22 protein-coding genes and 2 tRNA genes are annotated in these 26821 nt (G+C 43.0%); 12 read left to right on the forward strand and 12 right to left on the reverse strand.

Annotated features, from left to right (window positions below; genetic code table 11):
• Positions 1-24: 24 nt before the first annotated feature.
• The gene (locus SIO70_RS08120) at positions 25-657 is read left to right on the forward strand and encodes a Crp/Fnr family transcriptional regulator (RefSeq protein WP_320580434.1); all 633 of its coding nucleotides are present in this window, start codon (positions 25-27) and stop codon (positions 655-657) included.
• 240 nt (positions 658-897) lie between these two features.
• On the opposite strand, the gene SIO70_RS08125 is transcribed toward SIO70_RS08120, so the two are convergent.
• Together SIO70_RS08125 and SIO70_RS08130 are read right to left on the reverse strand one after the other, a co-directional pair.
• Positions 898-1788, reverse strand: a complete 891-nt coding sequence (locus SIO70_RS08125) for an ADP-ribosylglycohydrolase family protein (protein ID WP_320580435.1) — start codon at positions 1786-1788, stop codon at positions 898-900.
• Between the two features lie 269 nt (positions 1789-2057).
• Positions 2058-2435 (reverse strand): RHS repeat-associated core domain-containing protein, encoded by a 378-nt coding sequence (locus SIO70_RS08130; RefSeq protein ID WP_320580436.1) that lies wholly within the window; start codon positions 2433-2435, stop codon positions 2058-2060.
• A gap of 125 nt (positions 2436-2560) precedes the next feature.
• Between SIO70_RS08130 and SIO70_RS08135 the strand changes: the two genes are divergently transcribed.
• From SIO70_RS08135 to SIO70_RS08145, 3 genes are all read left to right on the forward strand, one after another.
• The gene (locus SIO70_RS08135; RefSeq protein ID WP_320580437.1) at positions 2561-4138 is read left to right on the forward strand and encodes a hypothetical protein; all 1578 of its coding nucleotides are present in this window, start codon (positions 2561-2563) and stop codon (positions 4136-4138) included.
• Between the two features lie 235 nt (positions 4139-4373).
• Positions 4374-6617: a hypothetical protein gene (locus SIO70_RS08140; protein ID WP_320580438.1), complete on the forward strand. Its 2244-nt coding sequence runs from the start codon at positions 4374-4376 to the stop codon at positions 6615-6617.
• Positions 6618-6784: 167 nt separating this feature from the next.
• Positions 6785-8140, forward strand: a complete 1356-nt coding sequence (locus SIO70_RS08145; protein ID WP_320580439.1) for an ATP-binding protein — start codon at positions 6785-6787, stop codon at positions 8138-8140.
• A 162-nt stretch (positions 8141-8302) separates the two neighbouring features.
• On the opposite strand, the gene SIO70_RS08150 is transcribed toward SIO70_RS08145, so the two are convergent.
• A tRNA-Glu gene (locus tag SIO70_RS08150) sits at positions 8303-8374 on the reverse strand.
• Positions 8375-8466: 92 nt separating this feature from the next.
• On the opposite strand from SIO70_RS08150, the gene SIO70_RS08155 reads away from it, so the two are divergent.
• Positions 8467-10263: a long-chain fatty acid--CoA ligase gene (locus SIO70_RS08155; RefSeq protein WP_320580440.1), complete on the forward strand. Its 1797-nt coding sequence runs from the start codon at positions 8467-8469 to the stop codon at positions 10261-10263.
• Positions 10264-10352: 89 nt separating this feature from the next.
• On the opposite strand, the gene SIO70_RS08160 is transcribed toward SIO70_RS08155, so the two are convergent.
• Complete coding sequence (locus SIO70_RS08160) at positions 10353-11135, reverse strand: glycoside hydrolase family 16 protein (protein WP_320580441.1); 783 nt, start codon at positions 11133-11135, stop codon at positions 10353-10355.
• A gap of 150 nt (positions 11136-11285) precedes the next feature.
• Between SIO70_RS08160 and SIO70_RS08165 the strand changes: the two genes are divergently transcribed.
• A complete protein-coding gene (locus SIO70_RS08165; protein WP_320580442.1) occupies positions 11286-12572 on the forward strand; it encodes a hypothetical protein in 1287 nt (428 codons plus the stop codon).
• On the opposite strand, the gene SIO70_RS08170 is transcribed toward SIO70_RS08165, so the two are convergent.
• A complete protein-coding gene (locus SIO70_RS08170) occupies positions 12569-13081 on the reverse strand; it encodes a chloride channel protein (protein WP_320580443.1) in 513 nt (170 codons plus the stop codon). The genes SIO70_RS08165 and SIO70_RS08170 overlap by 4 nt on opposite strands.
• A 70-nt stretch (positions 13082-13151) precedes the next feature.
• On the opposite strand from SIO70_RS08170, the gene SIO70_RS08175 reads away from it, so the two are divergent.
• Positions 13152-13589: a DUF6438 domain-containing protein gene (locus tag SIO70_RS08175; protein ID WP_320580444.1), complete on the forward strand. Its 438-nt coding sequence runs from the start codon at positions 13152-13154 to the stop codon at positions 13587-13589.
• Between the two features lie 80 nt (positions 13590-13669).
• Here the strand turns inward: SIO70_RS08175 and SIO70_RS08180 are convergent, their stop codons facing one another.
• Positions 13670-14509: a dienelactone hydrolase family protein gene (locus SIO70_RS08180; protein ID WP_320580445.1), complete on the reverse strand. Its 840-nt coding sequence runs from the start codon at positions 14507-14509 to the stop codon at positions 13670-13672.
• A gap of 102 nt (positions 14510-14611) precedes the next feature.
• Between SIO70_RS08180 and SIO70_RS08185 the strand changes: the two genes are divergently transcribed.
• The gene (locus tag SIO70_RS08185; RefSeq protein WP_320580446.1) at positions 14612-15046 is read left to right on the forward strand and encodes a MarR family winged helix-turn-helix transcriptional regulator; all 435 of its coding nucleotides are present in this window, start codon (positions 14612-14614) and stop codon (positions 15044-15046) included.
• A 154-nt stretch (positions 15047-15200) separates the two neighbouring features.
• Here SIO70_RS08185 and SIO70_RS08190 read toward each other — a convergent pair whose 3' ends face one another.
• Positions 15201-16067 carry an AraC family transcriptional regulator gene (locus SIO70_RS08190; RefSeq protein ID WP_320580447.1) on the reverse strand — a complete coding sequence of 289 codons (867 nt, stop codon included), beginning with the start codon at positions 16065-16067 and terminating at the stop codon, positions 15201-15203.
• 87 nt (positions 16068-16154) lie between these two features.
• On the opposite strand from SIO70_RS08190, the gene SIO70_RS08195 reads away from it, so the two are divergent.
• Complete coding sequence (locus SIO70_RS08195; protein ID WP_320580448.1) at positions 16155-17099, forward strand: NADP-dependent oxidoreductase; 945 nt, start codon at positions 16155-16157, stop codon at positions 17097-17099.
• Between the two features lie 176 nt (positions 17100-17275).
• Here SIO70_RS08195 and SIO70_RS08200 read toward each other — a convergent pair whose 3' ends face one another.
• The 5 genes from SIO70_RS08200 to SIO70_RS08220 all read right to left on the reverse strand — a co-directional run bounded on the left by SIO70_RS08200 (position 17276) and on the right by SIO70_RS08220 (position 22963).
• Positions 17276-20251 (reverse strand): glycoside hydrolase family 9 protein, encoded by a 2976-nt coding sequence (locus SIO70_RS08200; protein WP_320580449.1) that lies wholly within the window; start codon positions 20249-20251, stop codon positions 17276-17278.
• 402 nt (positions 20252-20653) lie between these two features.
• Positions 20654-21424: a nuclear transport factor 2 family protein gene (locus tag SIO70_RS08205; RefSeq protein WP_320580450.1), complete on the reverse strand. Its 771-nt coding sequence runs from the start codon at positions 21422-21424 to the stop codon at positions 20654-20656.
• Between the two features lie 63 nt (positions 21425-21487).
• Positions 21488-22348, reverse strand: a complete 861-nt coding sequence (locus SIO70_RS08210; protein WP_320580451.1) for a helix-turn-helix transcriptional regulator — start codon at positions 22346-22348, stop codon at positions 21488-21490.
• Positions 22329-22769 (reverse strand): hypothetical protein, encoded by a 441-nt coding sequence (locus SIO70_RS08215; RefSeq protein WP_320580452.1) that lies wholly within the window; start codon positions 22767-22769, stop codon positions 22329-22331. The genes SIO70_RS08210 and SIO70_RS08215 overlap by 20 nt, the downstream gene beginning before the upstream one ends.
• 119 nt (positions 22770-22888) lie before the next feature.
• Positions 22889-22963 (reverse strand) — tRNA-Glu (locus tag SIO70_RS08220).
• Between the two features lie 166 nt (positions 22964-23129).
• Here SIO70_RS08220 and gap point away from each other — a divergent pair.
• The 3 genes from gap to dctA all read left to right on the forward strand — a co-directional run bounded on the left by gap (position 23130) and on the right by dctA (position 26807).
• Entirely contained in the window at positions 23130-24146 is a 1017-nt protein-coding gene (gap, locus tag SIO70_RS08225) for a type I glyceraldehyde-3-phosphate dehydrogenase (RefSeq protein WP_320580454.1), read from the forward strand.
• A 109-nt stretch (positions 24147-24255) separates the two neighbouring features.
• Entirely contained in the window at positions 24256-25452 is a 1197-nt protein-coding gene (locus SIO70_RS08230; protein WP_320580455.1) for a phosphoglycerate kinase, read from the forward strand.
• A 101-nt stretch (positions 25453-25553) separates the two neighbouring features.
• Positions 25554-26807, forward strand: a complete 1254-nt coding sequence (gene dctA, locus SIO70_RS08235; RefSeq protein ID WP_320580456.1) for a C4-dicarboxylate transporter DctA — start codon at positions 25554-25556, stop codon at positions 26805-26807.
• Positions 26808-26821: the final 14 nt, after the last annotated feature.

Consider the following 26821-nt stretch of genomic DNA (forward strand, 5'->3'; position numbering starts at 1 on the left):
CGCATTTCTGTTAACTTTAGGGGTATGAATGAGTCAGCCCGTTTAGATTTTGTACTTGAACCTGCCTTAATGGAAGAGATTAAGGAGTTCGGTGAAATGCGATCATTTAAAGATGGAGATATTATCATAGATTATGGTAAATATATCCGTATGATGCCACTGGTTGTCAAAGGCTCCTTAAAGGTCCTTAAAAGGAACGATAACGGCAATGAAATACTATTGTACTATCTGTCCAGTAGTGAGACTTGCTCAATGGCTTATAGCTGTTGCCTTGAAGAGAAGAAGAGTGAAGTTAAAGCTATTGCTGAAGGCGATCTGGAGATCATTGCGATCCCGCATAATAAACTGGATGAATGGCTTTGCAAATATCCAAGCTGGAAAAATTACATTTTGCGGAGCTTTAACGAACGGTTTTCCGAACTCTTAAAATCTATTGAAAGCATTGCATTCCTTAAGCTTGATGAACGGCTGATTGCTTACCTGAAAGAAAAGAAGCGGCTCTCTGGCTCAAACGTTATCAAAGCTTCCCATTACCAGATAGCCGATGAGCTTGCCACGTCCAGAGTGGTAGTATCCCGGCTACTTAAACTACTGGAAAATGATGGTAAGGTATTATTGTACCGTAATGAAATAAAATTATTACAGGAGTTTAGCTGAGTATTACCGGATTTTCGATTTTATAGCATCATCCAATGCGTTTCTTTACATAGCAGGTTCCCGCGTCACAGCAGGTAGTATTGATCATTGCCTGGACAATGATCATAGATCCCAGGTTGAAGGGCCTTTCGAAACCACCCTTGGCCTTGGTTATTTGACATTGGCTTTGATTCTTTATGGTATGTAAGCAAATTGCAGGAATTCGTTGGATTTCGTCTTGAATAACCCGCTTCAACAGATTTACGGCAGGTAATGATAAAGCATTTTCCGCGGAAAAATTGCTTCTACCTGCATATCAATCTTACGAAGATAATCGGCTCCATATGTTCCATTCTCCAATCCATTCTTCAATGTTTCCGGCACATAATCCTCGAGAACAGTACAACGGGAGGCAATAATTGCGGCTATTGCACACACTGTATCTGTATCCGAATTCTCTATTTGGTTTACCACATTTAAAAATACGTCTGCCATCGTTTTTGCATTCTTCAATGCAGAGAGGGCTTGTGTCACTATCATCATTGCATTTCCGGGATCATTTTCAATACCATTTTGTTCCCATCCTTCGCCTAACTGCACAGTTAAAAACGCTTCCAATTGCTGGCGAGTACCTCCGTAATGCAAAAAATGCACAGACAGCGCTACTGCCAATGCAGATGTAGTCCCAGCGAGGTTATTATGGGTAATACGGCCCTGTAGCAGTGTCAGTCGTTTCATTTCTTCAATATCTTCAATCACTCCAAAAACACCTGCGCGCATCGCTGCACCGCTGGTAGTTCTGCTGGAAGGTGCAAGCTGACTCACAAACTCTGCCGAAGTTTCGCACTCTGCTAATAGTTTTTGCATGTGTCTTGAATATCCTACGTGAGGATCACGTTTGAATGTATGTAGCCAGGCGCTTACAAATTCCTCTGCTGTAATATCAAAAGATTGCTTTGCGAGTAGCAGTTCCATATTTGCCAGTGACATCTGTGTATCATCTGTATAATCGCCCTTTTTATAAGCTGTTAGTTTAGGATGCTCCGCATGTACAAGGTCAGATAGGTCGGCATTGGTAGCGTGGGGCAGGTATTCATATTTCATGCCATAGCTGTCGCCCAGCGCCATGGTATAGAGAAAGGATGCATGCATGTAGTCGGATGATATTTCCCATTTACATGGAAAGGGTTTATTACTCTCCAAAAGTAAAATATTTTCAGGTATCCAAAATGATTTTAAATGGTGGTGCCGAAAGATTGATTTCGCTGGTTTTTGGTACTGAAATAATGGAGGGCGCCTTTGGGAAAATGGATTTGCATGTTCAAAACTGAATAAGAAAGAAGCCGTCTTATAAATAAATGAGACGGTTTCTTTCTTATGACAGGGAAGGAGACAGATGTCGAACTATTACATGCAGGATTTTAATTTGATACGATCATTATTGAATTATTATTTAATTGATATTTAATTTTTTGTGAGGTTTTTTGTTTTCTTCCTATATTGCATGGATGTTTGGGCTTGATAATTACCAATATCCCACGAAGGACAGAAAATTCCATAATTTTCTGTAGTTCTATTCTTCGAATATAACCGTAACCGCCACTTGCATTACAGATCAATTTTGCGGCATGTTCGCAACGACCCACATTCATAGGCGCTTTTAATATAATAATGTCGCGTCCGTCAGGGTCAATCGCATTCACTGGATTGTTTGCTACATAACTATAAGATGATACCCCATAGTATTTGGCAGCGTGCGGATCCTTATTCATCCATCTTGCTATAGTAGGATCATACATACGTGCTCCAAAATCATATGATTTCAATCCCGTACCATCTGCAAATTCCTCACTTTATTACGCAAATCTAATGCGTGCTCCTCCATTACCTTCAATAAAATTTTTGTTAACTAAAATTATTCAAAATGGTTTTTGCAACTTTCGCTGTTTTAAGCGTAACTCCTGGCGCGACGACAGGTGAGCAAGCCTCTCTTTTGGGTTATCATAATTCTGGTGATGATGGAGGCGGTGAATTTTATTGGGATAGCAGCTCCACAGAAACTGCCAATGGAGGCACTATTATAGCTGTAACCGGCGTAAGTACAGGTAGGTGGAAAAGGGTTATTACTGGACCGTTAAATGTTCGTTGGTTTGGTGCTTGGGGATATACAGATACCAATAATCCCCAGGATGACACAGTTGCGATTTCGAATACCATCAATGCAGTTCCTGTAAGTGAAACAGGCTCAATTATGTTTCCTACTGGTACGTATTATATTTCTGCAATAGAACTAGGCAACAGGTTAATAACAATCGATGGACAAGGTTCTTCACTGGTATGTATTGGGAATGCTGATGCAGCCATTAACATTATAAATACAGTAGATATTCATGATTTGAATATTTCTAAAAAGAATGCATCGGTTACGACAGCAACTGTCTTCAGAATTTCAGGTATTCGTCATAAGTTTCGTAACATACAGACGGGCAGCACCTTTGCTATTGTATTTGATTGTTACGATATGAAGGAAAGTCACTTTAATATGATTCGTGTGGATAATGATATTACAGGATATACTGGTAATATTTTCAGTTTTTCCTATTGTGTAAATAATACCATTTCACAATCAATGTTAGGTTATTGCGACAATGCATTTTATTTTTCCTCCACTCCTCATCCTACAGCGGGTTATAAGTCTGAAGGTATTCTGATTACTGAATGTATCACTGTGTATGCCAATGCAGCTGTCAATATTCTCACAGGGACACAGATCTCCCTTATAGGTAATGTCTTTGATTTTTGCCGCACTTATGGAATTTTTCAGTCAAATGGGCAAAACTTGGTGGCCCATGGTAACTGGATTGCTGCACGGGGAGTAAATGGATTCATTGGCATCGGCGGAACTGTTAATCTGACAGGTGCTTCTATAGTAGGGAATCAGGTTCAGGCAGGTGCGACTGTTGTTTCCGGTAATGCATTTTCTTTTTCCGGCAAAAATATTATTGTATCAGGTAATTATTATATCGACCTAAATGGAGGTCTGGTAACAGATTCATCTTCCCAGGTCTTCGGTAATACTTTTTCTGGATCGGCGACAGGCATTACCAATGTTTCCGGTACTACTATTGCATTGGGCAATCATCGTACGATTGGTTATGGTCTCCCCTCCGGAGCAAGTGCGGGAACTGCTTATTCTGATTGTGGATTTACAGCTGTCAATGATGTTAATGCTTCATATAGGGCAGGTGTCAAATATGTCAGGGGGAATTACTCTGATCAATTAGGGCAGCGTTTTTATGTATCCGCAGGTGCTGGTGTCGAAAAAGATGTATTCATCCTGAATGAAAACATGGATGTTGGTATTCCTGATCAGGGGTATAATAAAGGGAAATTCATATTAGGTAATTACTTCTTTTGGGTAGATGCAAATGGAAGATTAAGAATAAAAAATGGAAGACCAACATCGGATACAGATGGAACAGTAGTTGGCACGCAGGTTTAATCCGGAAATTTTGTCTAGGCTCGGTGAGCATAATGTGTATTATAATGGAAAAGGAACATCATTTGATGTTCTTTTTCTATCGTACAGGGAAGGAGACGGAAGTCGAACTATTGGATATGCGATTTCAGGATTATTTATAATAGATGAGCGAACATGACATGGAAATTTTATTTAACGATATTTGGCATCAATATTTTTCATGGCTTTATATTATTAACACCCTCAATCAGGTAACATGGCAAACTTCGGGAAACAGATGCTGAACATTTTAGGAGAGATTAAAGGAACAGGCTCCTTTGTAAGTAGTGGAGTTCTGCCTTTCCTCTTCCCTGGTTTACAGGTCCGGGGCATGGATGAAATCGGGTTTCCTATCAATGCTACCCAAATTAAAACGTTGATCAAAATAGCACACCAGGCGCCATTCGGTAAGGGAAGCAAGACGGTGCTCGACAAAGCTGTGAGAAGTGTCTGGGAAATCGATGCAGACCAAATAAAATTTGTTAATAAAAAATGGGGAGGGTTTGTAGACGGGATTGTGAGACAAATTACGCCTTCTATGGGGCTTGACGGGCTTTCAGTTTCTGCAAACCTGTACAAGTTGCTGATATATCAGAAAGGGGACTTCTTTCTACCTCATAAAGATTCTGAGAAGGAGCCGGGGATGTTCGGTACGCTGATTATAGGTTTGCCTTCCAAGCATACAGGTGGTGAGTTAGTTGTAAAATTTGACGGATGTATTGAAACTATTGACTTTTCTGCCCCGGTCAACTCGTATCAAATTCCATTTGCGGCCTTTTATGCTGATTGTGAGCATGAGATCAGGCCCATCACATCTGGTTACCGGGTTTGCCTGGTATATAACCTTGTTCAGATTAAGGGGAATAAGAAGATCCAGCCACAACAACTACATGATCAGGTAAAGAAATTGGCTGCACTTTTGAAGGCCAGTGAAGAAGAAAGGGATATTCCCAAAATTGTGCTATTAGGGCACCAGTATACCCCTTCCAATTTCACTATGAATGCTTTGAAATTAAACGACAGGCATAAGGCAGAGGCACTTATCCGGGCAGCGGAGCTGGCAGGGTTTTATACAAAGCTGGGCTTGGTTACTTCCTATCAAGTGGGAGAGCTAACGGAAGATGATACCAAGCAATCGTCTTCAGGTCGTAGCTATAGAAGACCTCATCGTTATTATGAGGAGTATGACGATGAGAGTCTGACAGAAAATGGAATAATAGGAGAGGTGTATGATGAAAATGTTTCCATCGAGCATTGGATGAAAGGAGGTATACCCCCGTTGCGAAATATCCAGTTTGATGAAATGGACCTTATATCAGCTATAACCCTTAATGAGGGAGAGCCGATACAAAAAGCCGCTGAAGGATATACTGGCAATGCAGGTATGGAAATGCAATATTGGTATCACTACGGCGCTGTTTTCCTGTGGCCTCGTAAGTACCATTATGACATGGTGATCAACCTTGATGCGAATAATAAGCTGGAATGGATCGACTATTATAACCAGGATTGGAAAATCCTCACAATGGAAGATATTGCCCTTACAAAAAAACTGGTAGAAGCTGGGATACCGGTAAATCACCTGAAAGGGAAAACCGATTATAGTCCATTAGCAGACTGGCTGATAAACTTGAATGATGAGAAGTATCTATTGAAGAAAGGCTCGAAATTTTTGACAGACCATTTTGTTCGGATCGCCGTTGACAAATGGATAAAGCTGGTTGAACATTATCCAATAGATCAATTTGAAAATATTTTCTTAACCGCCGGCAATAAAAAAGAAGTGCCTGTTATCAAACATCTGTTAGGCATCTTCAATGATTTGTTGGAGAATAGCTCCCTTTCAGTAAAGGCATTTGTGGAACAACAAGCCTCGTGCATACCTGACTATCTGGAAAATCTGAAATTGACTGCAGAAAATGAGAAGGGGGCCGTTAGAGAAATTTTACGAAGCCTTTTGCAAGTAGACGAGAAGAAAGTGATCAAAGAAAAAAATTGGCCGAAGAAGATAACAGGAGCCCTTACAAAGAAACTAACGCGAGAATACGTAAATGACATCCTGATAGTTGAAATACTGGGTTCCGGGAATGAGTCAGATCTTGCTATGCAGTTATTATCAGTTTGCATAAGGGATCTCCAACGCAGGGTGCTGGATAAACCTAAGGCTCCCATTAGCTGGTCAAGACCTGTGCCTAAAAAATCTGGTATCTATGGATATATTTGGGATATCCTGGCAGATTTTCTTAAATCTGATACACTACAGATTTTTGATTATCAAGCTATACTGGAAAAGCGGAATGAAATGGAGTGTGCTATCAGAGATGTTGTAATTGACATTAAAATGGAAACCATCAGGAAAGGGTCCCCTCATACGCTTAGGCTGACTAAAACGCAATATGCGTATGAAAGAGAGTTGGCTAAGTGGAAAGAAGATGTAGGATTATTAGAAAAGTTGAAATAGAGACTGTTTGAGGCCTAACTTTTACCATGCAAATTTTAAGGCAACATATATGTATTAGATAACATTATTTTGTAATTGGGTATATTTTATTACAATTTCATAGTTAAAATGAGCTTGTTTTGTTACATTGATTTATGTTTTTTACCTTTGTTATATAACAAAATAGTATGGCATTTAAAAGACATGTTGAAAAATATCTTCACATTTGGAAAACTAATTCTTCTCGAAAGCCACTGATTGTCAGAGGTGCCAGACAGGTCGGGAAGACAACATTAGTAAATGATTTTTCCAGTTCTTATGCCCATTTTATTTCCTTGAATCTTGAAAAAGGAACAGATAGAAAGTATTTTGAGGATTTTGATGATGTAAAAGCCATTTGTGAATCATTATTCCTAACCTACAATATACCCTTAGCGGAAGTTGGTAATACATTATTATTTATAGATGAAATACAGGAATGCCCCAAAGCAATTCAATTACTACGCTTCTTTTATGAAGAAGTTCCAACTTTACATATTATCAGCGCCGGTTCTCTTTTGGAATTTGCTATTCAAAAAGTAAAAAGTTTTCCAGTTGGACGGGTTGAATTTCTGTATCTCCATCCAATGAACTTCGAGGAATATCTGGAAGCAATTGGTAGGGGGGACTTAATCGAGCAGTTGAAAACACTTCCGGTTAGGCCTGTTGCTCATCAATTATTGATGGATATTTTTCATCGCTACGCGATTATAGGAGGAATGCCGGAAATCATTAAAACGGATATTGAGAAAAACAACCTTGCAGATCTTACCAGGATATATGAGAGTATATGGGGAACATATAAAAATGATGTTGAAAAATATACTACGAATGAAACAGAAAGAAAAATAATTAAACATATTATGGATACGGCTCCGCTGTATTTAGACGAGCGTGTTAAATTTCAGGGTTTTGGTAATTCCTCTTATAGATCAAGGGAGGTAGGAGAGGCATTTAGGACGCTTGAAGACGCGAAGATAATTCGATTAATTTATCCAACTACCGATTTACAACCTCCTCCAAGGGCTGATTTAAAAAAATCACCAAGATTTCAAATACTGGATACAGGCCTTGTAAACTATACGTTGTCTATTCAAGCGCAAATGTTAAGCATGAGCGATTTGAGTAATACTTATAAGGGGGCAGTGATTCCTCATTTGATTACCCAAGAAGTTATTTCAATGAGCGAAATCTCTCCTAACAATCCGCATTTTTGGGTAAGAGAGAAATCACAATCCAATGCAGAAGTCGATTTAGTACAGGTAAATGGAGAATATTTAATTCCTATAGAAATAAAGTCGGGCAGTACGGGTACGCTTAGATCACTTCATCAGTTCATTGATGCAGCAGATCATGCTTATGCGGTTAGAATTTACGGAGGTACATTTTCTTTAGAGAGAGCCATTACACCGGGTAAAAAACCTTATTTATTGATGAATATACCTTATTACCTGGGAACACAATTACATGGATATTTGAATTGGTTATTACAACAAAAAATTTGAAAAGAGAATTAGGTTGCACATCATTCAGGGATGAAGCATTGATTGTTCATAAAAAGGCTAAATGGATTTGTTAACAAGTGCTTTAGATCGAGAGATATATCGGTCCAGAAAAAGGATTTGCCTAAAACAAAAAGGAACATCTGATGATGTTCCTTTTCTTCGTACCGCGTACGGGAGTCGAACCCGTCATTCCTCCGTGAAAGGGAGGCGTCTTAGCCGATTGACCAACGCGGCATTTCGCGATTGGGATTGCAAAGGTAATCAATTATTGAATATTTCAAAATTTATTTAAAAAAAGTCGGGCGTATTTTCGCATTTTCACGTTTATGATGCATTCACGTAAGGATAGGCTGTTCGATGCCGTAGATTATCAACTCGAAAAATTTCCTAAGGAAGACATGCTGGCCGCCAAGGTGAATGGCACCTGGACTCGCTACAGCACTGCTTTTGTAAGAGAAATCGCTGATAAATTCAGTGCCGGGTTACTGCAACTGGGCGTTAGTGGCAATGATGGTTCTGCTGCCGGAGCCGACAAAATTGCCATTATCAGCTCGAACCGACCAGAATGGATCTTTACCGATCTGGCCGTGCAGCAAACAGGAGCGATACTTGTACCGCTCTATCCCACCACCAGCACGCTGGAACTGGAATTTATCCTAAATGATGCCGAAGTGAAGTACATTTTCATTGGCAACCAGGAATTGTATGATAAGATCAACAGCATTCGACCGCAATTGTCGTTTCTGAAAGGGATCTATACGTTAGACGAAGTGCCTGATGCATCACATTGGTCGGCCGTCACAGATATGGCCACGCCTGAACTGCTGCAAAAAGTGCAGGAAGTGAAAGCAGGCATATCGCCCCAACAACTGGCTACTATCATCTATACATCAGGTACCACCGGTACACCAAAAGGTGTGATGCTGAGTCATCACAATATTGTGAGTGATGCCTTTATGGGCAAGGTCTCGTTCCCTTTTTATGACGATCCTGCTAAAAAAGCACTGAGCTTCCTTCCGCTGAACCATATTTTCGAGAAATGCGTCACCTATATTTACTTCTACAGTGGCACCAGCATTTACTACGCTGAAAGTCTGGATACCATCGCTGACAACCTGCGGGAAATACAACCGGACGGATTTACTACCGTACCGCGCCTTCTGGAAAAGGTATATGATAAGATCCTCGCTACCGGTAATAGATTGACCGGTATCAAAAAAACTTTATTCTTCTGGGCGGTGAACCTGGCTACCCGCTATGACAATGTCAAAAGTGGCGGCGCCTGGTACAACCTGCAACTCGCACTAGCTGATAAACTCATTTTTAGTAAATGGAGAGCTGCCCTGGGTGGTAAGATAGATTTCATCGTGACGGGTGGCGCTGCCTGCCAGGAAAAGCTGCTACGCATCTTCTGGGCGGCTAAAATACCCGTTTACGAAGGTTACGGACCTACCGAGAATAGTCCCGTGATCAGCGTAAATACCCGTAAAGAGGTCAGATTTGGTACAGTAGGTCCCGTTTTGGAAGGTCTTAGTGTGAAACTGGCAGAAGATGGGGAAATCTGCGTGAAAGGTGATTCTGTGATGGTGGGTTACTATAAAAGACCTGACCTGACCGCAGAGGTGGTAAAAGATGGCTGGTTACTGACCGGCGATATCGGTATACTTCAGGAAGGGAAATACCTGAAGATCACCGATCGTAAAAAAGAACTGTTCAAGACAAGCGGGGGTAAATATGTGGCCCCTCAGCCGATAGAAAATAAATGTAAGGAAGATCCCTTCATCGAGCAGATGATGGTGATAGGGGCAGACAGGAAGTTTGTGAGTGCCCTCATTGTGCCGGCATTTCCATACTTAAAGCAATGGATGCAGCAGCAGGGGATCAATTTTACCACCCATGAAGCGGCCATTAAGGAGCCTAAAGTGTTAGAAAAATACAATGAGGTGATAGAAGGGTATAATTCGAGGTTTAACCATGTGGAGCAGGTGAGAAAGTTTGCACTGTTGCCTGATGAGTGGAGCGTGGAAGGAGGGGAGATGACGCCCAAAATGAGTTTGAAGAGAAAAGTGGTGTTGGAAAAGTACAAAGAGGTGATAGAAGAGATCTATAATGTACAAAAGTAAATAAGAAGAGATTGGGTGGTGTGCAAAGAAACGAATTAATAAATGGGCCGGCTGTCTGAAGGCCGGCCCTGGTTTTGATCCTATTACTACTAAAGCGCTGTAAATGTGAATGAATGGACGATCAGTTCCACTTCCTTAGCATCTGACGGCGCATTGCCATTAAACAGCCAGAGATTCATATGCACCGGCATCGCTACCGTACTCACATTATACCCTGATGGCGTTGTCCATGGAAAAAAGGCATTCGCAGCTGCCTGTGTATGACCATGAAAACCGGAAAAAGACACACTACTGCTGTTCCGCACAAACCGATAAGTACTATAAGTACCATTCAGCTTCAGTTCAGCCGTATAAGATGCACTGCCACTACCTGTTTGCGGATACACAGTATAGTTATAATTAGGCCATGCATTGTTCCCCCAGCGGGCAAACTCAATATCCATTTCATGGTGCCCATCATCTCCGGATTTGTAATTAAACAACCCAAAAACGATATTTCTGTCCAGGGAGTCAACTCTACCTTCTACCTGCCATACATAGGTGCCATACCCCAATGACTGATTGGTATACACTTCTGAACAAAGCCATCTGCCAGTACTGGCATCTTTCCTGATTTTGAGATGGAGAAAGCCATTGCTGTCTACCCATACATTGCTGGAACTATTGCTCCAGTAATTGGGGCCCGGGCCGGAGGTGCCGGATTCTGTTCTGACCGTCCAGGTATATCCACTGAACGTAATCGTGGAAGCCGCAGCGCTTGCTCTGGCAGCGGAAGTTTCCGTGGCAGGGGTTGCTGCCTGTTGGGTAGATTCTTTAGTACAACTGGTGAAAGCGATCATAGCTACAGCCAGTGTCATGAATGTGTACTTCATGATGGTTTATTTTGATGAGGAAAAGATGTTTTTTAATATGGTCTATATAATGACAGCGTAGAAATGCTTTACTTTGATGCGAAATCAAGAAATTTTAACAAATCCCTATCATCATCCGTATTAGTTTTAGCCCCTACGCTGTTATAACAAATGGAGAAAAAGAAATTGTGCCTGCTACTGGCAGGTTTATTTATGTTCAGGCTTATTTACGGCCTATGTGCAGAATTTTGGTTTGCAGATGAACTGCAGATCTACCTGATTGGGTTAAAATCTTACACTACCGGTACGTGGCCTACCTACGGACCAGATGTAGTATATACCCATACTCAGATTCCCGGCGCCCTGCAAGGGTTGCTGGTGAGCCTTCCTTTTTACCTCGGAAAGTTGCCGGAACTGCCTACGATTATATTAAACATCCTGTCGTTTAGTAGCCTATGTCTGCTTGGTTGGTATGTGACTAAAAGGGTGAAAGGAGTGCCGGACTGGCTCGTCTGGATCCTATGTATGACAACTCCCTGGACATTGTATTATAGCACCAGGGTGGTCAACCCATCGTATGTACTGGTCTTTTCCATTCCATTTTTCATTGCCGTACTTGAATTATTACCCATTTATACGGAAAAACTTATGAAACCCGGACTGGCTTATTTCACGATGGGAATCACGACTACCTTCATCATGCAACTGCACATGTCATGGGTATTGATGGTGCCATATACGCTGGCGGCAATGGCATTCACGATGAAGACAGCCAATAAAAAAGTTATATTTTTCTATATCCTGGGAGGTGTGATCGGGTTACTCACCCTGATACCTACCTGGTTACATCCGGACCCATTGGCCGGTAAGGTAGGGGAGAATGTGGTGATCAACTGGGGGAATTTCGGCAATATCCTCACGATATTACTACGTTACCTGTCATTTGCCACTTACGAAATCCCTTATGTACTAGGTGATTCTACTGACAAGGATGTGATCTTTCATACCCAATACTGGATGATTCCGTTTATCGTATTCCTGTTGGTAATCGGCTTCCTGCAAGTGGGGCTTTTGATTATTGGATTCTTTATAAAGACTGAGAATGAGGAGTGGAAAAAGGTGCGCTGGCTGAATATCTTCTCTTACGGGTTATTGTTTGTGAGCTTTTTCTTTTCAATAAAAGGGCCTTCTTCACACACCTTCTATTTACTGTTACCACTACCCATGATCTATTCCTTCTATTGCTATGAATGGCTGATCTCCCAAAAGGCAGTGGCGCTGAAAGTGCTGAGGGTCGTAGTCTATTGTGGCTTCATTTTCCACATTGGATTGGCGATATACAATTACGAGCACAAATCCATTTATAAAGACAGACCTAAAGTCTCTGAAGCCCTGGAAAGGATGGATTACCGCGTATTGGGTGAGCGGCGCTCCGACCAGTTAGGCTATGGATATTAATGTTGATCCTTATAGCTATAAACAGTGTAAGGATATATTTTCCCGGCAGTATAGCGAGCTGCCATACTGGCTAACAGAATAGGGAAAGTCAGTATGAAGCTACCTGATAAACGTACTGCCAGGGAAGATGAAGTAAGCGGTGCATGTATGGCGCCGCTTAATACTGCTGCAATACCCAGGATGATAAAGTTGCTTACTACCAGCTGCGTGTGGAAGAACTGGTTACATGTAAGCGCTACCAGTAGCCCCAGCAAAGCACCTATCACAATACCTGGTGCAAATACCCCACCATCACCACCAGCTCCCAGTGTAACTGAAGAGATGATCGGCTTCAGCACAACAATACCCAGTATCGTGAATGCCAATGTATAGGTGAGGGGTGTGCGACTGGATTGTTCAATCATATCTTTCACCCCACTATAGCTGTCTCCAAACAGGTGAGGGAATATGAAAATACTCACACCTACTATCGCAGCTCCCAGACCGATACGCACATATTCATTCTTCATAATCGCAAAGCGGTGCTTGATACCAATTACCGATTTGGTTAAGAATACAGAAATTGATAATCATGTTAATATGAAAGCATTATACTGGCTGTTGGCAATTGTTCTTGTCAGCTGTAAAACAACCACTCCGGGTTCAGCCGGACAACTGATACAGGTTGAAGCAGGTCCGTGTTTCGGCTCCTGCCCGGTATTTAAAATGACTATTAACCAGGATCGTTCTGCTACTTACGAAGCGATCCGGTTCAATAAAGATCAGCAGGGAACTTATGGAACAACTATCAAAGAAGAAGACTTTGTAAAACTGCAGCACCTGCTACAACAAACAAACTATGCAAATCTGCAGGATTCATTCAAACTACCCATTACAGATATGGCATCTATCACACTGCATATACCGCATGATGGCAAGGTGAAGAATATATACGATTACGGAAAAAAGGGTACACCTCAACTAGAGGCATTGTATCAGTTTATCACAGACCTGCGGACTACGCAGGACTGGAAATAAAAAGGGCGGTTCATTTGAACCCGCCCTTTTCAATAATTTTAATTCAGCTCTTTTCAATAATTTTAATTCAGCCCTTTCAACTATTTTAATTCAGCACCCAGAAAGGCTTTCATATCATTCCAGCTGGCAGTATCAGCAGCGGCATTGTATTCAATCGGCATATTGAATTTCTTACCGGTTGCTGTGGCAGCAGGATTCGTAAATGCATGTGTCGCATTTGAATATTCCCTGAACACATATTTCACACCTGCAGAATCCATTTGCTTTTTGAATGTAGCTACTTCTTCAGGAGATACGAATTTGTCAGCACCACCATGGCAGATCAGGGCAGATGCCGTGAACAGGTCTTTAGAGATAGGCAATGATGTAGCCAGACCTCCGTGGAAACTTACCACCCCTTTCAGTGGCGCACCCAGGCGAGCCGCATTCAATACACAGCTGCCACCAAAGCAGAAGCCGATCGCAGCAATACGACTTGTATCTACCTGTGCATAAGTCTTTGCTTTTGCTACAGCAGCAGCAATACGCTCATACGCCAATTTAGGATTAGCGTAGAAAGGGGTCGCCCATGCCTTTGCAGAATCAGGATTGTCGGCCAGTTTGCCATTGCCATACATATCCAGACCTACAGCAAAGTAACCCAGTTCAGCCAGGCGCTGTGCTACATTTTTAACGTGGGTATCGAGGCCCCACCATTCCGGTACTATTACGATAACTGGTTTCTTTGTAGCAGTGTCATCATTGAAAGCGACAACACTGTTCAGGGGTACGCCATTTGATTCGATGGTAACATCTGTTACCTGTACAGTAGGCGTTTTTGTGCTGTCTTTAGTTTCAGTGGTCGACGAGCCATTGTTACATGCTGTCATAAAGAGCGCAGCTGCTGGTATGGCAAGCAGAGTTCCGAGTGTGAATTTCATCTGATAGTATTTGAGTTGAGTAATTGGATTTGCAAGGTATGGAATTCTCCTTGTTTATTTGAAGATACCAAAGTAGCTTTGCAAAGTTAATTTAATAGGCATATGTTTAATAATCAGGACGAAGAAATTGCTTACGGTATCCGCAATCTGGTGACAATCATGAACAAGCGATTGCGCAAGCAGATGAGCAACCCGGAACAACTATCCATCTCTGAATTCAATGTACTGAGCATCCTCATGATCCAGAAAGAAGCATTTCCTTCTGAACTGGGTGCGCAGCTAAGCATATCCTCCCAATTCATGTCGCAGATCCTGAACAGGATGGAAGGACTGAAATACATCTCCAGGAAAAGTGCCCCATCTGATGGTCGCAAAACATTGGTTTCCCTCACCAAACACGGCAAACAAAAAGTAGAACTATCCCGCAGGGAAAGGGAAGAATGGCTGGCACTCGTGGTATCGGAGAAATATACGACGGAAGAAAAGGATGTGATTAAGAAGGCACTGGACCTGCTTTCTGTATTGACAGAATTATGACTACGGGAAATATGGGCTTTTCTGCTTTGCCGCAAAGTGGTGGATACTTTCTGATGGCTGTGCCGACAGCGATGCAGAAGTACACCAATTCCCGGTAAAAAAGATCTTCCCCCGTCATGCAGCCATCAGGAATGCTGATGAATGGGTTGCAGGTTTATAATGATGGATGCACGCAGCTGGTAGTATTGTCAGCTGCAGCCTGGTGCGAGGGTGGAAAATACTTCTTAATCATCTTGGACAAATGACTCGCATCTGTAAATCCCAGTTCCCAGGCTATTTCATTCATAGACTTGCCTGAATTTTGTATACGGCTATAAGCCACATTCACACGGGATTTGAGAATAAATTCCTTCAGGGTTTCTCCTGTTTTTTTCTTGAAATATTCACTCACATAATTGGCAGAGAGATTGAATTCACTAGCCAGCGCATCCACTCTTAATTTATCATTGTCAAACAGGTTGTATTGAATATACTGTAGCAGATCGCCAGCTGCTTTATCATTCACAGGGTTACTTTCTCTGAATGTGCTTTCGAAATTACGTACCAGTATATTTAAAAGTGCAAACATATTGGCCCTGATAATGCTGTCAGATTGTTCCTGTTTATTATTGAATTCATGTTCAATTCCACGAATCAGGTTAATCAGCAGGACTTTTTCACTGGCATTGTGAATAATATCACCCGGCTGGCGATTATAAGTGCTGATGATGTAATGCAGGTTATTAAACCAGTTGGTATAGTCCATCAGCTGGTTGGCATCTTTCTGAAAAAAGAGGGCATTGAAGCGGATGAATACAAAGCGGGTAGGTGTTGCTATCTGAAAAGAATGACAGTCGAATGGGGGTAGCAGAAAGATATTATCAGGCGCATAGGCGATGTTATGATCATTGATACACTGTCTGCCAGTTCCTTTTTCAATGTACACCAACTCAAAGAAATTATGTTGATGCGGACGACGGCTCCACGCATCCAGTTCTTCGACACTTACAAAAAACGGTTGTATGGTATTTTCTATTAACATAACCTCAAAACATACTTTTAATACCTTGAATTTTACAATGCCCTCACCCTCGCTTCGTGGCATCTTTGCATTGTAAATTAATGAAAAATGAAAGCAATTATTATCAATAGTTTCAATAGGAATGACAAATTGATCTATACAGAACTACCTGTGCCGACCATTAAAGCTGACGAAGTATTAGTACAGGTAAAGGCCCTTAGCGTGAATCCGGTAGATGTGCAAACCCATGGAGGAACGGGTATTTCCGGCCGTTTGAAGGATCAGTTTCCCATCATACTGGGTTGGGATATCAGTGGTGTGATCACTGCTGTAGGAGAGGCTGTAAAGGAATTTAAAGTAGGAGATGAAGTATTTGGGATGGTCAATTTCCCGGGGCATGGTAAGGCCTATGCTGAATATGTAGCGGCGCCTGCAGCCCATCTGGCATTAAAACCAACAAATGTAAGTCATGAAGCGGCTGCAGCTACGACATTGGCGGCACTCACTGCTTATCAGGCATTATTACAACAGGGTAAACTCACCCAGGGACAGAAAGTACTGATTACAGCTGCTGCTGGTGGAGTAGGCCATTTCGCTGTGCAGATCGCTAAGCATATAGGTGCGCATGTCATCGGTACATCTTCTGCTGCTAATAAAGATTATGTTTTCAGCATTGGTGCTGATGAGCATATTGATTACAACACTCAGCAGGAAGATAAGGTCGTAAATGATGCAGACCTTGTGATGGACAATGTACGTAGCCAGGATTTTGCAGCTACTATCAAAACAGTAAAGAACGGTGGTACCTATATTAAAATCCCCAATGGGGTACCTGATGAGATGAAGCAACTGGCAGCAGAAAGAGGTATAAACGCATTCTTCTACCTCGTACAATCCAGTGGAGCAGATATGAAAGTGCTGGCAGACTTGTTAGGCAAAGGCATCTTACAGCCTAACCTGAACCTGTATGATTTTTCACAGATGGAACTGGCTCATGAGCAACAGCTGAAAGGTAGAACGCGTGGGAAAATAGTGGTTTCAATTAAGATGTGATGGCTACAAGCTGGAAGCCAGCGCAATTAGCGCAGCTGGCAAATGAAATTCCTTTGGAGAAATCCAGGTGAGAATATTAACCTGATATTGGAAGGAAAGATACAGGGTTGAAATGTAGTACGTCTTGCCTAAAAAGTTAAGAGCTTCTGCCTTTGATAGCAGAAGCTCTTTTAAAATTACTGAATCATCAGTTTAGTGCTCATCACTTTCTTCTTTTTAGTGCTTACTTCCACGCTGTAAATACCCGTAGGTATACCAGATGGAATAGTCATTGTCTCGTTTGCCTTCGCTGATTTTCTCAACACCACTCTGCCTGACATATCTGTCATTGTTACAATCACATCCGTAATTGCCTTGTCTGATATACGAATGGCAAAGCTACGTTGTGTAACAGGGTTAGGATAAATAGATGGAGAGGTTACCTCGACAGCAGCCTGTCTTGCACCCGCTTCGGTACCGGCTGCTTCAAAGTGTGACCAGTCATACGCACCTACATAATGCACATAGTAATTACCATTCACTCTCGCAGGCATGCTATTAGACCATGTATTGGTATAATCCACTCCATTGATCTCGAGTTTAGCCAGGTTCCATGAATTGATATAAGAGATATTACCTGCAATTACATAACAGAACTCTCCATTACCATTTTTTGTAAATGGTAATGCCACCACAGAAGGATTATCACAGCTACCACCGGTTACGTTCTGTTTGAAATTAGCAGTGACAGACAGGTTGGTATTTACTGTAACGGTAACAGGATTGAGCGTGTCAGTAATGCCACCGCTCCAATTATTAAACAGGTAACCACTACCTGGTGCGGCAGTCAATGTTACAACAGTACCTTCTGTATACGTACCACCAGCGGGGTTGAGCGCCACTGTACCGGTACCAGATACTGCTGTAGTGATAGAATATTGTTTAGGTGCGACTACACTAGTCACGTAGATATTGCTGGTATCTTTAAAGTTGCCATCAGCAGTTGTAGCATAAATGAATGAACTGCCAGAAGCCAGTGTTGTTACTAATCCTGTGTTGCTCACAGTAGCAATGGATGGAGCAGAAGATGTCCATGTCAGCAACTTATTGGTCGCATTAGCAGGCAATACAGTTGCTGTGAGTTGTGCCGTAGTACCGATGTTCAGTGTATCGGTAGCAGGGTTAACAGTGATACCTGTTACAGGCACGACTACAGCTGGTGTAGGTGTGCTGCCATATACCAGTTGATCATTTACATAGAGTGGAATATTACTTACTTCCTTCAATGTACTATTTACACCCTGTGAAGACCAGTCATTCGCTGCGTTCCATGCACTGGCTGGCGCTTCGTAAGGAAGACGGATACGGATCTGTGATTCTTTCTTTGACTCACTCTGACCACCTGGCCAGATCTTAAGCGAGGAGTTGTAAGTCACCTCTGTATAATAAAGATGCTGGGCAGTATCCCACGCTTGTAAGGGTGTAAAAGTTACATCTGCATTGTTGGAAGAGACGACGTAGTCAGTGGATTTATAACCGGCGGTAAGGCCTTCTGAAATATCAACAAATAAACGGAATACATGTTTTGATGCAATACGAGCCGGCCATGCAGTATGATTGTTTACCCACACAGACCATTCAGTGTAGGTAGTACCACTGCCATTGATCCTGGCCTCGATCGTGAATTCACCTGTAGGTGTTTCTGCCACCGGGAAGTTAGTGAGGGGCGTACCTCCGTAATCCTGTACCAGCTTTGCCGCCAGTCCGGAGAATGCCGCATTGTAATCGGTCGCCACTTCGTTATTCACATAGTTACCACGATCATCTGTATAGGAGTCATCATTGTTGGGGCCACCTACCAGTGCTCCATACAAGGTATGTCTTGACTCGGTAGGAGGGCCGGTCAGGTTATTCGTCCAGCAACCATGTGCAGTACGGTGATGAGGCTTTACAGGAGGATTTGTACCAAAGCCACATACATAACTACGATTGTTTGGATTGCTACCTAGTGCATAGTTTATTTGTGACTGTGCAAAGGTGTAGTACTTCGTGCCTTTGGCAGTCGTAGTAGCGGCATCTTTGTAGTAAGCAGCCAGGAAACCTGTGTTGATCGCATATCTCAGTGCACCCCATACATCCAGGAATGCGAGACCACCAGCTGTGTAAGTAATGCGTGATCCATTGTAACCATCTGTCCAATAGTCAAGGTGTCTTTCTATATCTTCTTTGTACTGGGTTTTGCCTGTCAGCTTTGCCAGTAGTGCATAACAGCCTGTGGATTTATCATCCCAGGCTAGACCCCATTTGTAAGATTTGATGGCTGTCTGAGACTCAGTGGAAAGATTTGCATAGTACGTCTCTGCTTTTGTGAGCCATGCAACATCGCCGGTGGCGCGGTAGAGCCAGATGGCGCCCCATACAAGTTCATCATTGTAGCCGCTGTAAGAATTATAATAACTGGCAGCATCCGTGATGGAAGCAGAATATACCCCGCGATAAGTATCAGCAAAGTTATACAACTGAATAGCGTGGGTAAGCAACGTTGCACTATAAGCAGGATCTTCTGTTTTGAACACCATACTGGCGGCGGCCATTGCAGCAGCAGTTTCGGCAGCAAGGTCTGAGCCCGGATGTGTAGCATCAATCCTGTAAGCAGGACGGGACATCGCCATTACTTCCGAAGATCCCCACCACGCGTGGTCTGTACCGCCATTGCCTACCTGGCCATACAGTTCATTTGGCGCGGTATGACAGCGAATAAAATAGTCATTTACAAAACGAAGATTGCTTTTCAGGTACTTCATCTGACCGGAGTTATTATAACCATCTGCAAAGTCAACCGCGCCCCAGGCCAGCATAGTCGCTGAAAAAGCCATCGGGAAGTTGAACTTCACATGGTCGCCGGCATCATACCAACCACCAGTCAGGTCTACACCTACATCACTACCATCAGTGAGTGCTGAGTTGCCACGCCAGGTGACACGGTTGTCTGCAGGCAATGTACCCGAGCGTTGTGCTTCGTAAAAGAACATAGACTTCTGCAATACTTCTGCATAGTTGTAGCTCTGTGCATACGTGGGTTTGAGGGATACCATCGTCAGGATGGTGGCGAATATGGGTAGGCGCAGCAGCTTGCCTCCCTTCGCAGGAATGAGGGAAAATCTGGTTTTCATCGGAGAGTATTTAAAAATCAAAGTAAAGGGACCAATGGGTGTCTGAATTGGGCCTTGAAGAGATTATAGTTTTTTTATTGTGGTCTTTAATAAGAATAGTGATATGGTAACGCAAGTTTAGGGAATTCTCAGGTATAAACAAAAAAATCGCCAGCCCTTATCAGACTGGCGAAGTACTATTATTAAGCACCCATCAGGTGGTCCTGTCTTTCGACGACAGCCTTTGGGCTGAGTACCAGTTCTTTGAAAGTACCTTCATTCAGCACGGTGTCTTCCTGGTCAGAATGACGAAGCAATAATACCGGTCATTTTCTTTTCCATCTGCATGTAACCACAGTGCTTAAGCCACTGGTCATTGGCCTGCGATGGCCCAAAGGCATTAATATTTCTTCAATTGTGTTGTCAACGAAATCCGAATTTCCCGTTTTGATTTTTCCATTCACTGGCAGCAGGAATCGCTTCAATCACATCCCAGTGTTCAGCAATTTTTCCATCTTCTACACGGAACAGATCATAGAACGTGCTGTGTACATCTGCCATCAGACCTTCGCTGATCACCAGTACAAAGTTACCTTCTCCCAGCACCTTGTGTATCTTAGTATAGCTAAAGCCAATTTTATTCGCTGCAAAATAGACCAATGCCTGTTGTAACCCTTCCAATCCATCGGCAATATGCGGATTGTGTTGAACATAGCCGGGTGCTTTGATGTAAGCAGGAATGATGGAAGTATCGCCGCCTACCAGGAACTTTTCCACAAAGGTTTTAATGAACGTTTTATTGGAGGCAGTTTTGTCCAGGTCAGTGATCGTAGTCTCACCATCAGTCATTGTATGTCCGTTAGCGGTAGGAGAAACGGGTTCCTGCAGGTTATCCCAGTGTTCTACGATTTTACCGTCTTCAAAGCGGAAGATATCAAACCCGATCTTTGGACCGAAGAAGTCGTATTCTGTATGTGTAAATACATAATCGCCCTCCTGGAAGGCACGTACAATATTCACTTTAAAACCCTGTGCAGGTTTGTTCTGTACCAGTGCACCAAATCCGGCCAGACCATCAGCAATAGCGAGGTTATGCTGGGTGTAATTTTCTGGATTGATATAAGCCACCGGAGCCGCATCGCCGGTTTCCAGGCTGTTTAGGAGGTCGATAACCTTTTGTTTGTTGTCTTTCATACTGCAAAGTTGTAGCATTTACCGGCGCGGGAAAAGGTAGAAACAGGATATAGTATGATACTTTTACGCCATCAGGAATTGTTCCCTGAATTCAACGGGTGTTTGAGCAGCGTGTTTTTTAAAATATTTGATGAAGTTGGTAGGTTCATCATAGCCCAGGGTGTAACCTATTTCCTTGATGGTATCCTGGGTATGGACGAGCAGGCGTTTGGCTTCCAGCATGACACGGTCGTCGATCATTTCCTTGGGTGTTTTGCCTACAGTTTTGGCCGTGGCGGTGTTCAGCCGTTTCTCTGTAACCAGGAGTTCGCGGGCGTAGAATTGCACCTGTTTTTCTGACTGGTAATGTTTTTCCAGCATTTCCCTGAATAACAGTAAATAATCCAGGTCGGCATTCTTCTTCAGTTCTGTAAAGTCTTGCTGGCGGTATTCGCGTTCTGCATACAGGAGGAAATTGTGTAACAGGTTATGCAGGATGTCGGGTTGTCCTCCATCTTTGGAATGTGTGAGTTCCCATTGCATGAGGGTGATCAGTTCACTGAAGGGTTTGCTGTCATCAAGATGGATCATGACCACTTTCATGAGGTCATTAAAGAGAATGTTGCCATGCAGGTATTTGAGGTTCTTGTTAAAGAAATTGTCAGTGAACAAAATCGCATATCCATCCGCATTAGCGTGCACATCAAACCGGTGTACCCTGTCTTTGTTTAAGAACAGTAACGTGCCCGGCTTTATTTGTATGGGTTCAAAGTCTACCCAATGTACGGGTGTGCCCTGCTGAAACCAGAGTATGTGGTAAAAGCCGGTACGGTGTGGGGTGATGAGCATTTCAGCATTATTGCTGTATAGTTTCTCCAGCGGAATGATTTCGAATTCCACGGGTAAGCCTGCTTTAAATTCGTATTTAGTGATTTTGTCGTGCATGTATCCTTACAGCTATAAGGTAGCAAATTAACGAATAGATGGCAGCTGCAGACAATAGCATTACATACGTCCACAATGGGGCGCTGTAATTAGACCAGCCAGAGGCCCCATTGAAACCAGTAATGATCATACAGGCAGGTTCATGAGAGATCAGACAGCTATAAACAATGACTAAAATCAACGAAAATAAGACCGTAGCTCTTAGTTTCTTTAAAAGAGAGAGCGAAATTGCAGCCACATAAATGACAATTAACGGCAAGTAGACTGCTGAACGGTATTTGAAGAATATGTGATCCGGGGAGGCCTCCCACGCATTGACCAGGTCAACGGTCATCAGCATCACATTCACCAAAGCAGGAACAGCAGCAGTAGAATTGGCAGTAGAGAGATATGTGCTTTTAACCTTTCGGAGTTTTGCCATAAACAGCGTGGCTATCAGAAAGCTAATTATGGATATACAATAGGTCTGGAGCAGGGATTCTGGTATAAACATATGCGGCACAAAATGAAAAAGGCTGCCCAATTGAGCAACCTTCTTACTGGTACCGCGTACGGGAGTCGAACCCGTCATTCCTCCGTGAAAGGGAGGCGTCTTAGCCGATTGACCAACGCGGCTTGTCTAAAAGCTATGGCGCGATTCCATATTTTAGGATTGCAAAGGTAAGCGGGATTTTCATATTTCCAAAAAAAATTTCGTTAACTTAAAATTCTATTGCTTTATCCCGGTCTAGCATGTAACTTCGCAATCAATTTTTTTCAATCTCAACAAACTCAGTGTAAAATGGGAACTAATCTTAAAATCGGTATTAATGGTTTCGGTCGTATTGGCCGTTTAGTATACCGTCAGATCTACAAAATGCCAGGTATAGACGTGGTAGCTATTAATGACCTTACAAGTCCCGCAGTTTTAGCTCACCTTCTGAAATACGATTCAGCTCAGGGTCGTTTCGATGCTGATGTGAAGCACTCCGATAACGCTATCTCCGTTGACGGAAATGAGGTGAAAATTTACGCTCAAAAAGATCCTTCTCAAATTCCCTGGGGTAACCATGGTGTTGACGTAGTTATCGAATCAACCGGTTTCTTCGCCGATAAAGACAAAGCTGAAGCTCACATCAAGGCTGGTGCTAAGAGAGTTGTTATCTCTGCTCCTGCAACTGGTGACCTGAAGACTGTTGTATTCAACGTAAACCATGATATCCTGGATGGTAGCGAAACTATCATTTCCTGCGCTTCATGTACTACTAACTGTCTGGCTCCAATGGCTAAGGTACTGGAAGATACTTATGGTATCGAACTGGGTATCATGACCACTATCCACGCTTACACCAACGACCAGAATACCCTGGATGCACCTCATCCTAAGGGTGACCTGCGTCGTGCACGTGCTGCAGCTGCCAACATCGTACCTAACAGTACTGGTGCTGCTAAAGCTATCGGCCTGGTACTGCCTAGCCTGAAAGGTAAACTGGATGGTAACGCACAGCGTGTTCCAACCATCACTGGTTCCCTGACTGAACTGACTACCGTTCTGAAGAAGAAGACTACCGTTGAAGAAATCAACGCTGCTATGAAAGCTGCTTCTAACGAATCATTCGGTTATACTACAGACGAAATCGTGAGCAGCGACATCATCGGTATCCACTTCGGTTCCCTGTTCGATGCTACTCAGACTAAGATCGTTTCTGTAGGCGACAAACAACTGGTTAAGACTGTATCATGGTATGACAACGAGATGAGCTATGTGTCTCAGCTGGTTCGTACCGTTAAGTACTTTGCCGGTTTGATCAGCAAATAAGCTTTATAGATCATAAGATGTAAATGGTGAATGGTAAATGGTGAAATTGTTTCCACCATTCACTGTTCACCATTTATCGTTTATTCACCAGAGAGATAAACCAGAACCAATGAGTAAATTTTCCGATTTCAACTTTAAAGGTCATAAAGCAGTAGTGCGCGTTGACTTTAACGTGCCACTGAACGATCAATTCCAGATCACTGATGATACCCGTATGACCGCTGCTGTTCCTACCATCAAAAAGATCCTTGCTGATGGCGGTAGCGTAATCCTGATGTCTCACCTGGGTCGTCCAAAAGATGGTCCTACCGATAAATATTCACTGAAACACCTGGTTAACCACCTGATCAAATTGCTGGAAGGTGTGACCGTTAAGTTCGCTGCCGATTGTATTGGCGAAGTAGCTGAAAAAGCTGCTGCTGCCCTCCAACCTGGCGAAGTGCTGCTGCTGGAAAACCTGCGCTTCTACAAAGAAGAAGAAAAAGGTGATAAGGGCTTCGCAGAAAAGCTGTCTAAACTGGGTGACGTATATGTAAACGATGCATTCGGTACTGCTCACCGTGCACACGCTTCTACTGCTGTGATTGCTGAATTCTTCTCAACTGACAAACGTATGTTTGGTCTGCTGATGGAAGCTGAAGTAAGCAATGCAGAAAAAGTACTGCATGGTTCAGAAAAACCTTTCACCGCTATCCTGGGTGGTGCTAAGGTGAGCGACAAAATCCTGATCATCGAAAACCTGATGGAAAAAGCTAATAACATCATCATCGGTGGTGGTATGGCTTATACTTTCCTGAAAGCGCAGGGTAAGGAAATCGGTAGCTCTCTGTGCGAAAATGAGAAACTGGACCTGGCACTGGACCTGCTCGCTAAAGCTAAGGCAAAAGGGGTACAGCTGATCCTGCCTGTTGATTCTATCGCTGCTGATAAATTTGCAGCTGATGCCAACACCCAGGAAGTTAGCAATGATAACATCCCAGCTGGTTGGATGGGTCTGGACATCGGACCTAAATCCGTAGCTATCTTCAGCGAAACGATTCAACAGTCTAAAACCATCCTGTGGAATGGTCCTATGGGCGTATTCGAAATGAAGGCTTTCCAGAATGGTACCAAATCTGTAGCTGATGCCATCGTTCTGGCTACAGCACAGGGTGCATTCTCGCTGGTAGGTGGTGGCGACTCTGTTGCTGCTGTGAACCAGTTTGGCCTGGCTGACAAAGTTAGCTATGTATCTACTGGTGGTGGTGCTATGCTGGAGTATTTCGAAGGAAAGACCCTGCCTGGTATTGCTGCTGTAAAAGCATAATTATTATTGAGTTTTTTAGATAACAAAGACACCTGGTGCTAAAAACATCAGGTGTCTTTGTTTTTTGGAATGGGCAGAAAGTTTTTTATTATCTTGATGGAATGAGTAAACTAACGCGCCACCTCTATTTCCAGGTTATCATCGCCATCATCATCGGTATTCTCGTCGGCCACTACTATCCTCAAATCGCTCCTACAGGAGAATTGATCAGTACCGTCTTTATCAACCTGATAAAGATGCTGATTGCCCCCATCATCTTCCTTACCATTGTACTCGGCATTGCCAGAATGGGAGATATGAAGAAAGTAGGAAAGGTAGGTGGCAAAGCGTTACTCTATTTCGAAATCGTGACCACCCTCGCCATCACAATCGGCCTCCTTGTTGCGAACTATTTAAAACCTGGTAAAAGCATTGATTTTTCCAGTGTATCGGGTGCCGACATTGCAAAAGCGGCCAGGATCCAACAGGATGCAGCTGGCTTTAGCTGGACGGAATTCCTGCTCCATATTGTTCCTGCCAATGCTGTAGAAGCCTTTGCCAAAGGCGAAATTATCCAGGTTCTGGTATTTGCTATTTTTTTTGGCTACGGTATTACAAAACTGAATGGAAAGGGTGATGGCCTCCTGAATACTTTCGAGCGCATTTCAGAAGTCTTTTTCAATATCCTCAAGTTTATCATGAAACTCGCGCCTATTGGTGCTTTTGGAGGAATGGCTTTTACCATTGGGAAGTTCGGCCTCAAAGCCCTGCACCCCATGATCTCACTCATGCTCTGTGTATACCTGACTATGTTCCTGTTCATCTTCATCGTACTGGGAACGATCGCGTATCTGTACAAATTCAGCCTCTGGAAATACCTCAAATTTATAAGTAACGAACTCCTGATCGTACTGGGTACATCCAGTTCCGAATCTGCCCTGCCGGGTATTATGGAGAAACTGGAAAAAATGGGTTGCCATAAAGAGGTTGTAGGCCTCGTTATCCCCGCAGGTTATTCTTTTAACCTGGATGGTACGAGTATATACCTCAGTATGTCTATGATCTTCCTGGCACAGGCAGCAAAAGTAGACCTGAGCATCTGGCAGGAGTTAACCATCATCGGCATCCTGATGATCACTTCCAAAGGAGCTGCAGGTGTAACTGGCAGCGGTTTTATCGTACTCGCCTCCACACTGGCTGTTATCAAAGTGATCCCTGCGGAAGGTCTTGCACTCCTGATAGGAGTTGACCGTTTTATGAGTGAAGCCAGGGCGATTACAAACCTGATCGGTAATGGTGTCGCCACTATCGTGATGGCAAAAAGTGAAAAAGCTTTTGATGAAGAAAAGTATAAGCTGGCTGTAGGTGTTCAGTAATATTAGTTACTTTT

This window comes from Chitinophaga sancti (genome assembly GCF_034087045.1).
Lineage (GTDB): Bacteria > Bacteroidota > Bacteroidia > Chitinophagales > Chitinophagaceae > Chitinophaga > Chitinophaga sancti_B.

What these genes read in the sequence shown, in the direction of transcription:
- SIO70_RS08120 (WP_320580434.1), top strand. Translation starts at nt 25, where the DNA reads ATGAATGAGTCAGCCCGTTTAGATTTTGTACTTGAACCTGCCTTAATG.
- SIO70_RS08125 (WP_320580435.1), bottom strand. Translation starts at nt 1,788, where the DNA reads ATGCATGCATCCTTTCTCTATACCATGGCGCTGGGCGACAGCTATGGC.
- SIO70_RS08130 (WP_320580436.1), bottom strand. Translation starts at nt 2,435, where the DNA reads ATGTATGATCCTACTATAGCAAGATGGATGAATAAGGATCCGCACGCT.
- SIO70_RS08135 (WP_320580437.1), top strand. Translation starts at nt 2,561, where the DNA reads ATGGTTTTTGCAACTTTCGCTGTTTTAAGCGTAACTCCTGGCGCGACG.
- SIO70_RS08140 (WP_320580438.1), top strand. Translation starts at nt 4,374, where the DNA reads ATGGCAAACTTCGGGAAACAGATGCTGAACATTTTAGGAGAGATTAAA.
- SIO70_RS08145 (WP_320580439.1), top strand. Translation starts at nt 6,785, where the DNA reads ATGGCATTTAAAAGACATGTTGAAAAATATCTTCACATTTGGAAAACT.
- SIO70_RS08155 (WP_320580440.1), top strand. Translation starts at nt 8,467, where the DNA reads ATGATGCATTCACGTAAGGATAGGCTGTTCGATGCCGTAGATTATCAA.
- SIO70_RS08160 (WP_320580441.1), bottom strand. Translation starts at nt 11,135, where the DNA reads ATGAAGTACACATTCATGACACTGGCTGTAGCTATGATCGCTTTCACC.
- SIO70_RS08165 (WP_320580442.1), top strand. Translation starts at nt 11,286, where the DNA reads ATGGAGAAAAAGAAATTGTGCCTGCTACTGGCAGGTTTATTTATGTTC.
- SIO70_RS08170 (WP_320580443.1), bottom strand. Translation starts at nt 13,081, where the DNA reads ATGAAGAATGAATATGTGCGTATCGGTCTGGGAGCTGCGATAGTAGGT.
- SIO70_RS08175 (WP_320580444.1), top strand. Translation starts at nt 13,152, where the DNA reads ATGAAAGCATTATACTGGCTGTTGGCAATTGTTCTTGTCAGCTGTAAA.
- SIO70_RS08180 (WP_320580445.1), bottom strand. Translation starts at nt 14,509, where the DNA reads ATGAAATTCACACTCGGAACTCTGCTTGCCATACCAGCAGCTGCGCTC.
- SIO70_RS08185 (WP_320580446.1), top strand. Translation starts at nt 14,612, where the DNA reads ATGTTTAATAATCAGGACGAAGAAATTGCTTACGGTATCCGCAATCTG.
- SIO70_RS08190 (WP_320580447.1), bottom strand. Translation starts at nt 16,067, where the DNA reads ATGTTAATAGAAAATACCATACAACCGTTTTTTGTAAGTGTCGAAGAA.
- SIO70_RS08195 (WP_320580448.1), top strand. Translation starts at nt 16,155, where the DNA reads ATGAAAGCAATTATTATCAATAGTTTCAATAGGAATGACAAATTGATC.
- SIO70_RS08200 (WP_320580449.1), bottom strand. Translation starts at nt 20,251, where the DNA reads ATGAAAACCAGATTTTCCCTCATTCCTGCGAAGGGAGGCAAGCTGCTG.
- SIO70_RS08205 (WP_320580450.1), bottom strand. Translation starts at nt 21,424, where the DNA reads ATGAAAGACAACAAACAAAAGGTTATCGACCTCCTAAACAGCCTGGAA.
- SIO70_RS08210 (WP_320580451.1), bottom strand. Translation starts at nt 22,348, where the DNA reads ATGCACGACAAAATCACTAAATACGAATTTAAAGCAGGCTTACCCGTG.
- SIO70_RS08215 (WP_320580452.1), bottom strand. Translation starts at nt 22,769, where the DNA reads ATGGCAAAACTCCGAAAGGTTAAAAGCACATATCTCTCTACTGCCAAT.
- gap (WP_320580454.1), top strand. Translation starts at nt 23,130, where the DNA reads ATGGGAACTAATCTTAAAATCGGTATTAATGGTTTCGGTCGTATTGGC.
- SIO70_RS08230 (WP_320580455.1), top strand. Translation starts at nt 24,256, where the DNA reads ATGAGTAAATTTTCCGATTTCAACTTTAAAGGTCATAAAGCAGTAGTG.
- dctA (WP_320580456.1), top strand. Translation starts at nt 25,554, where the DNA reads ATGAGTAAACTAACGCGCCACCTCTATTTCCAGGTTATCATCGCCATC.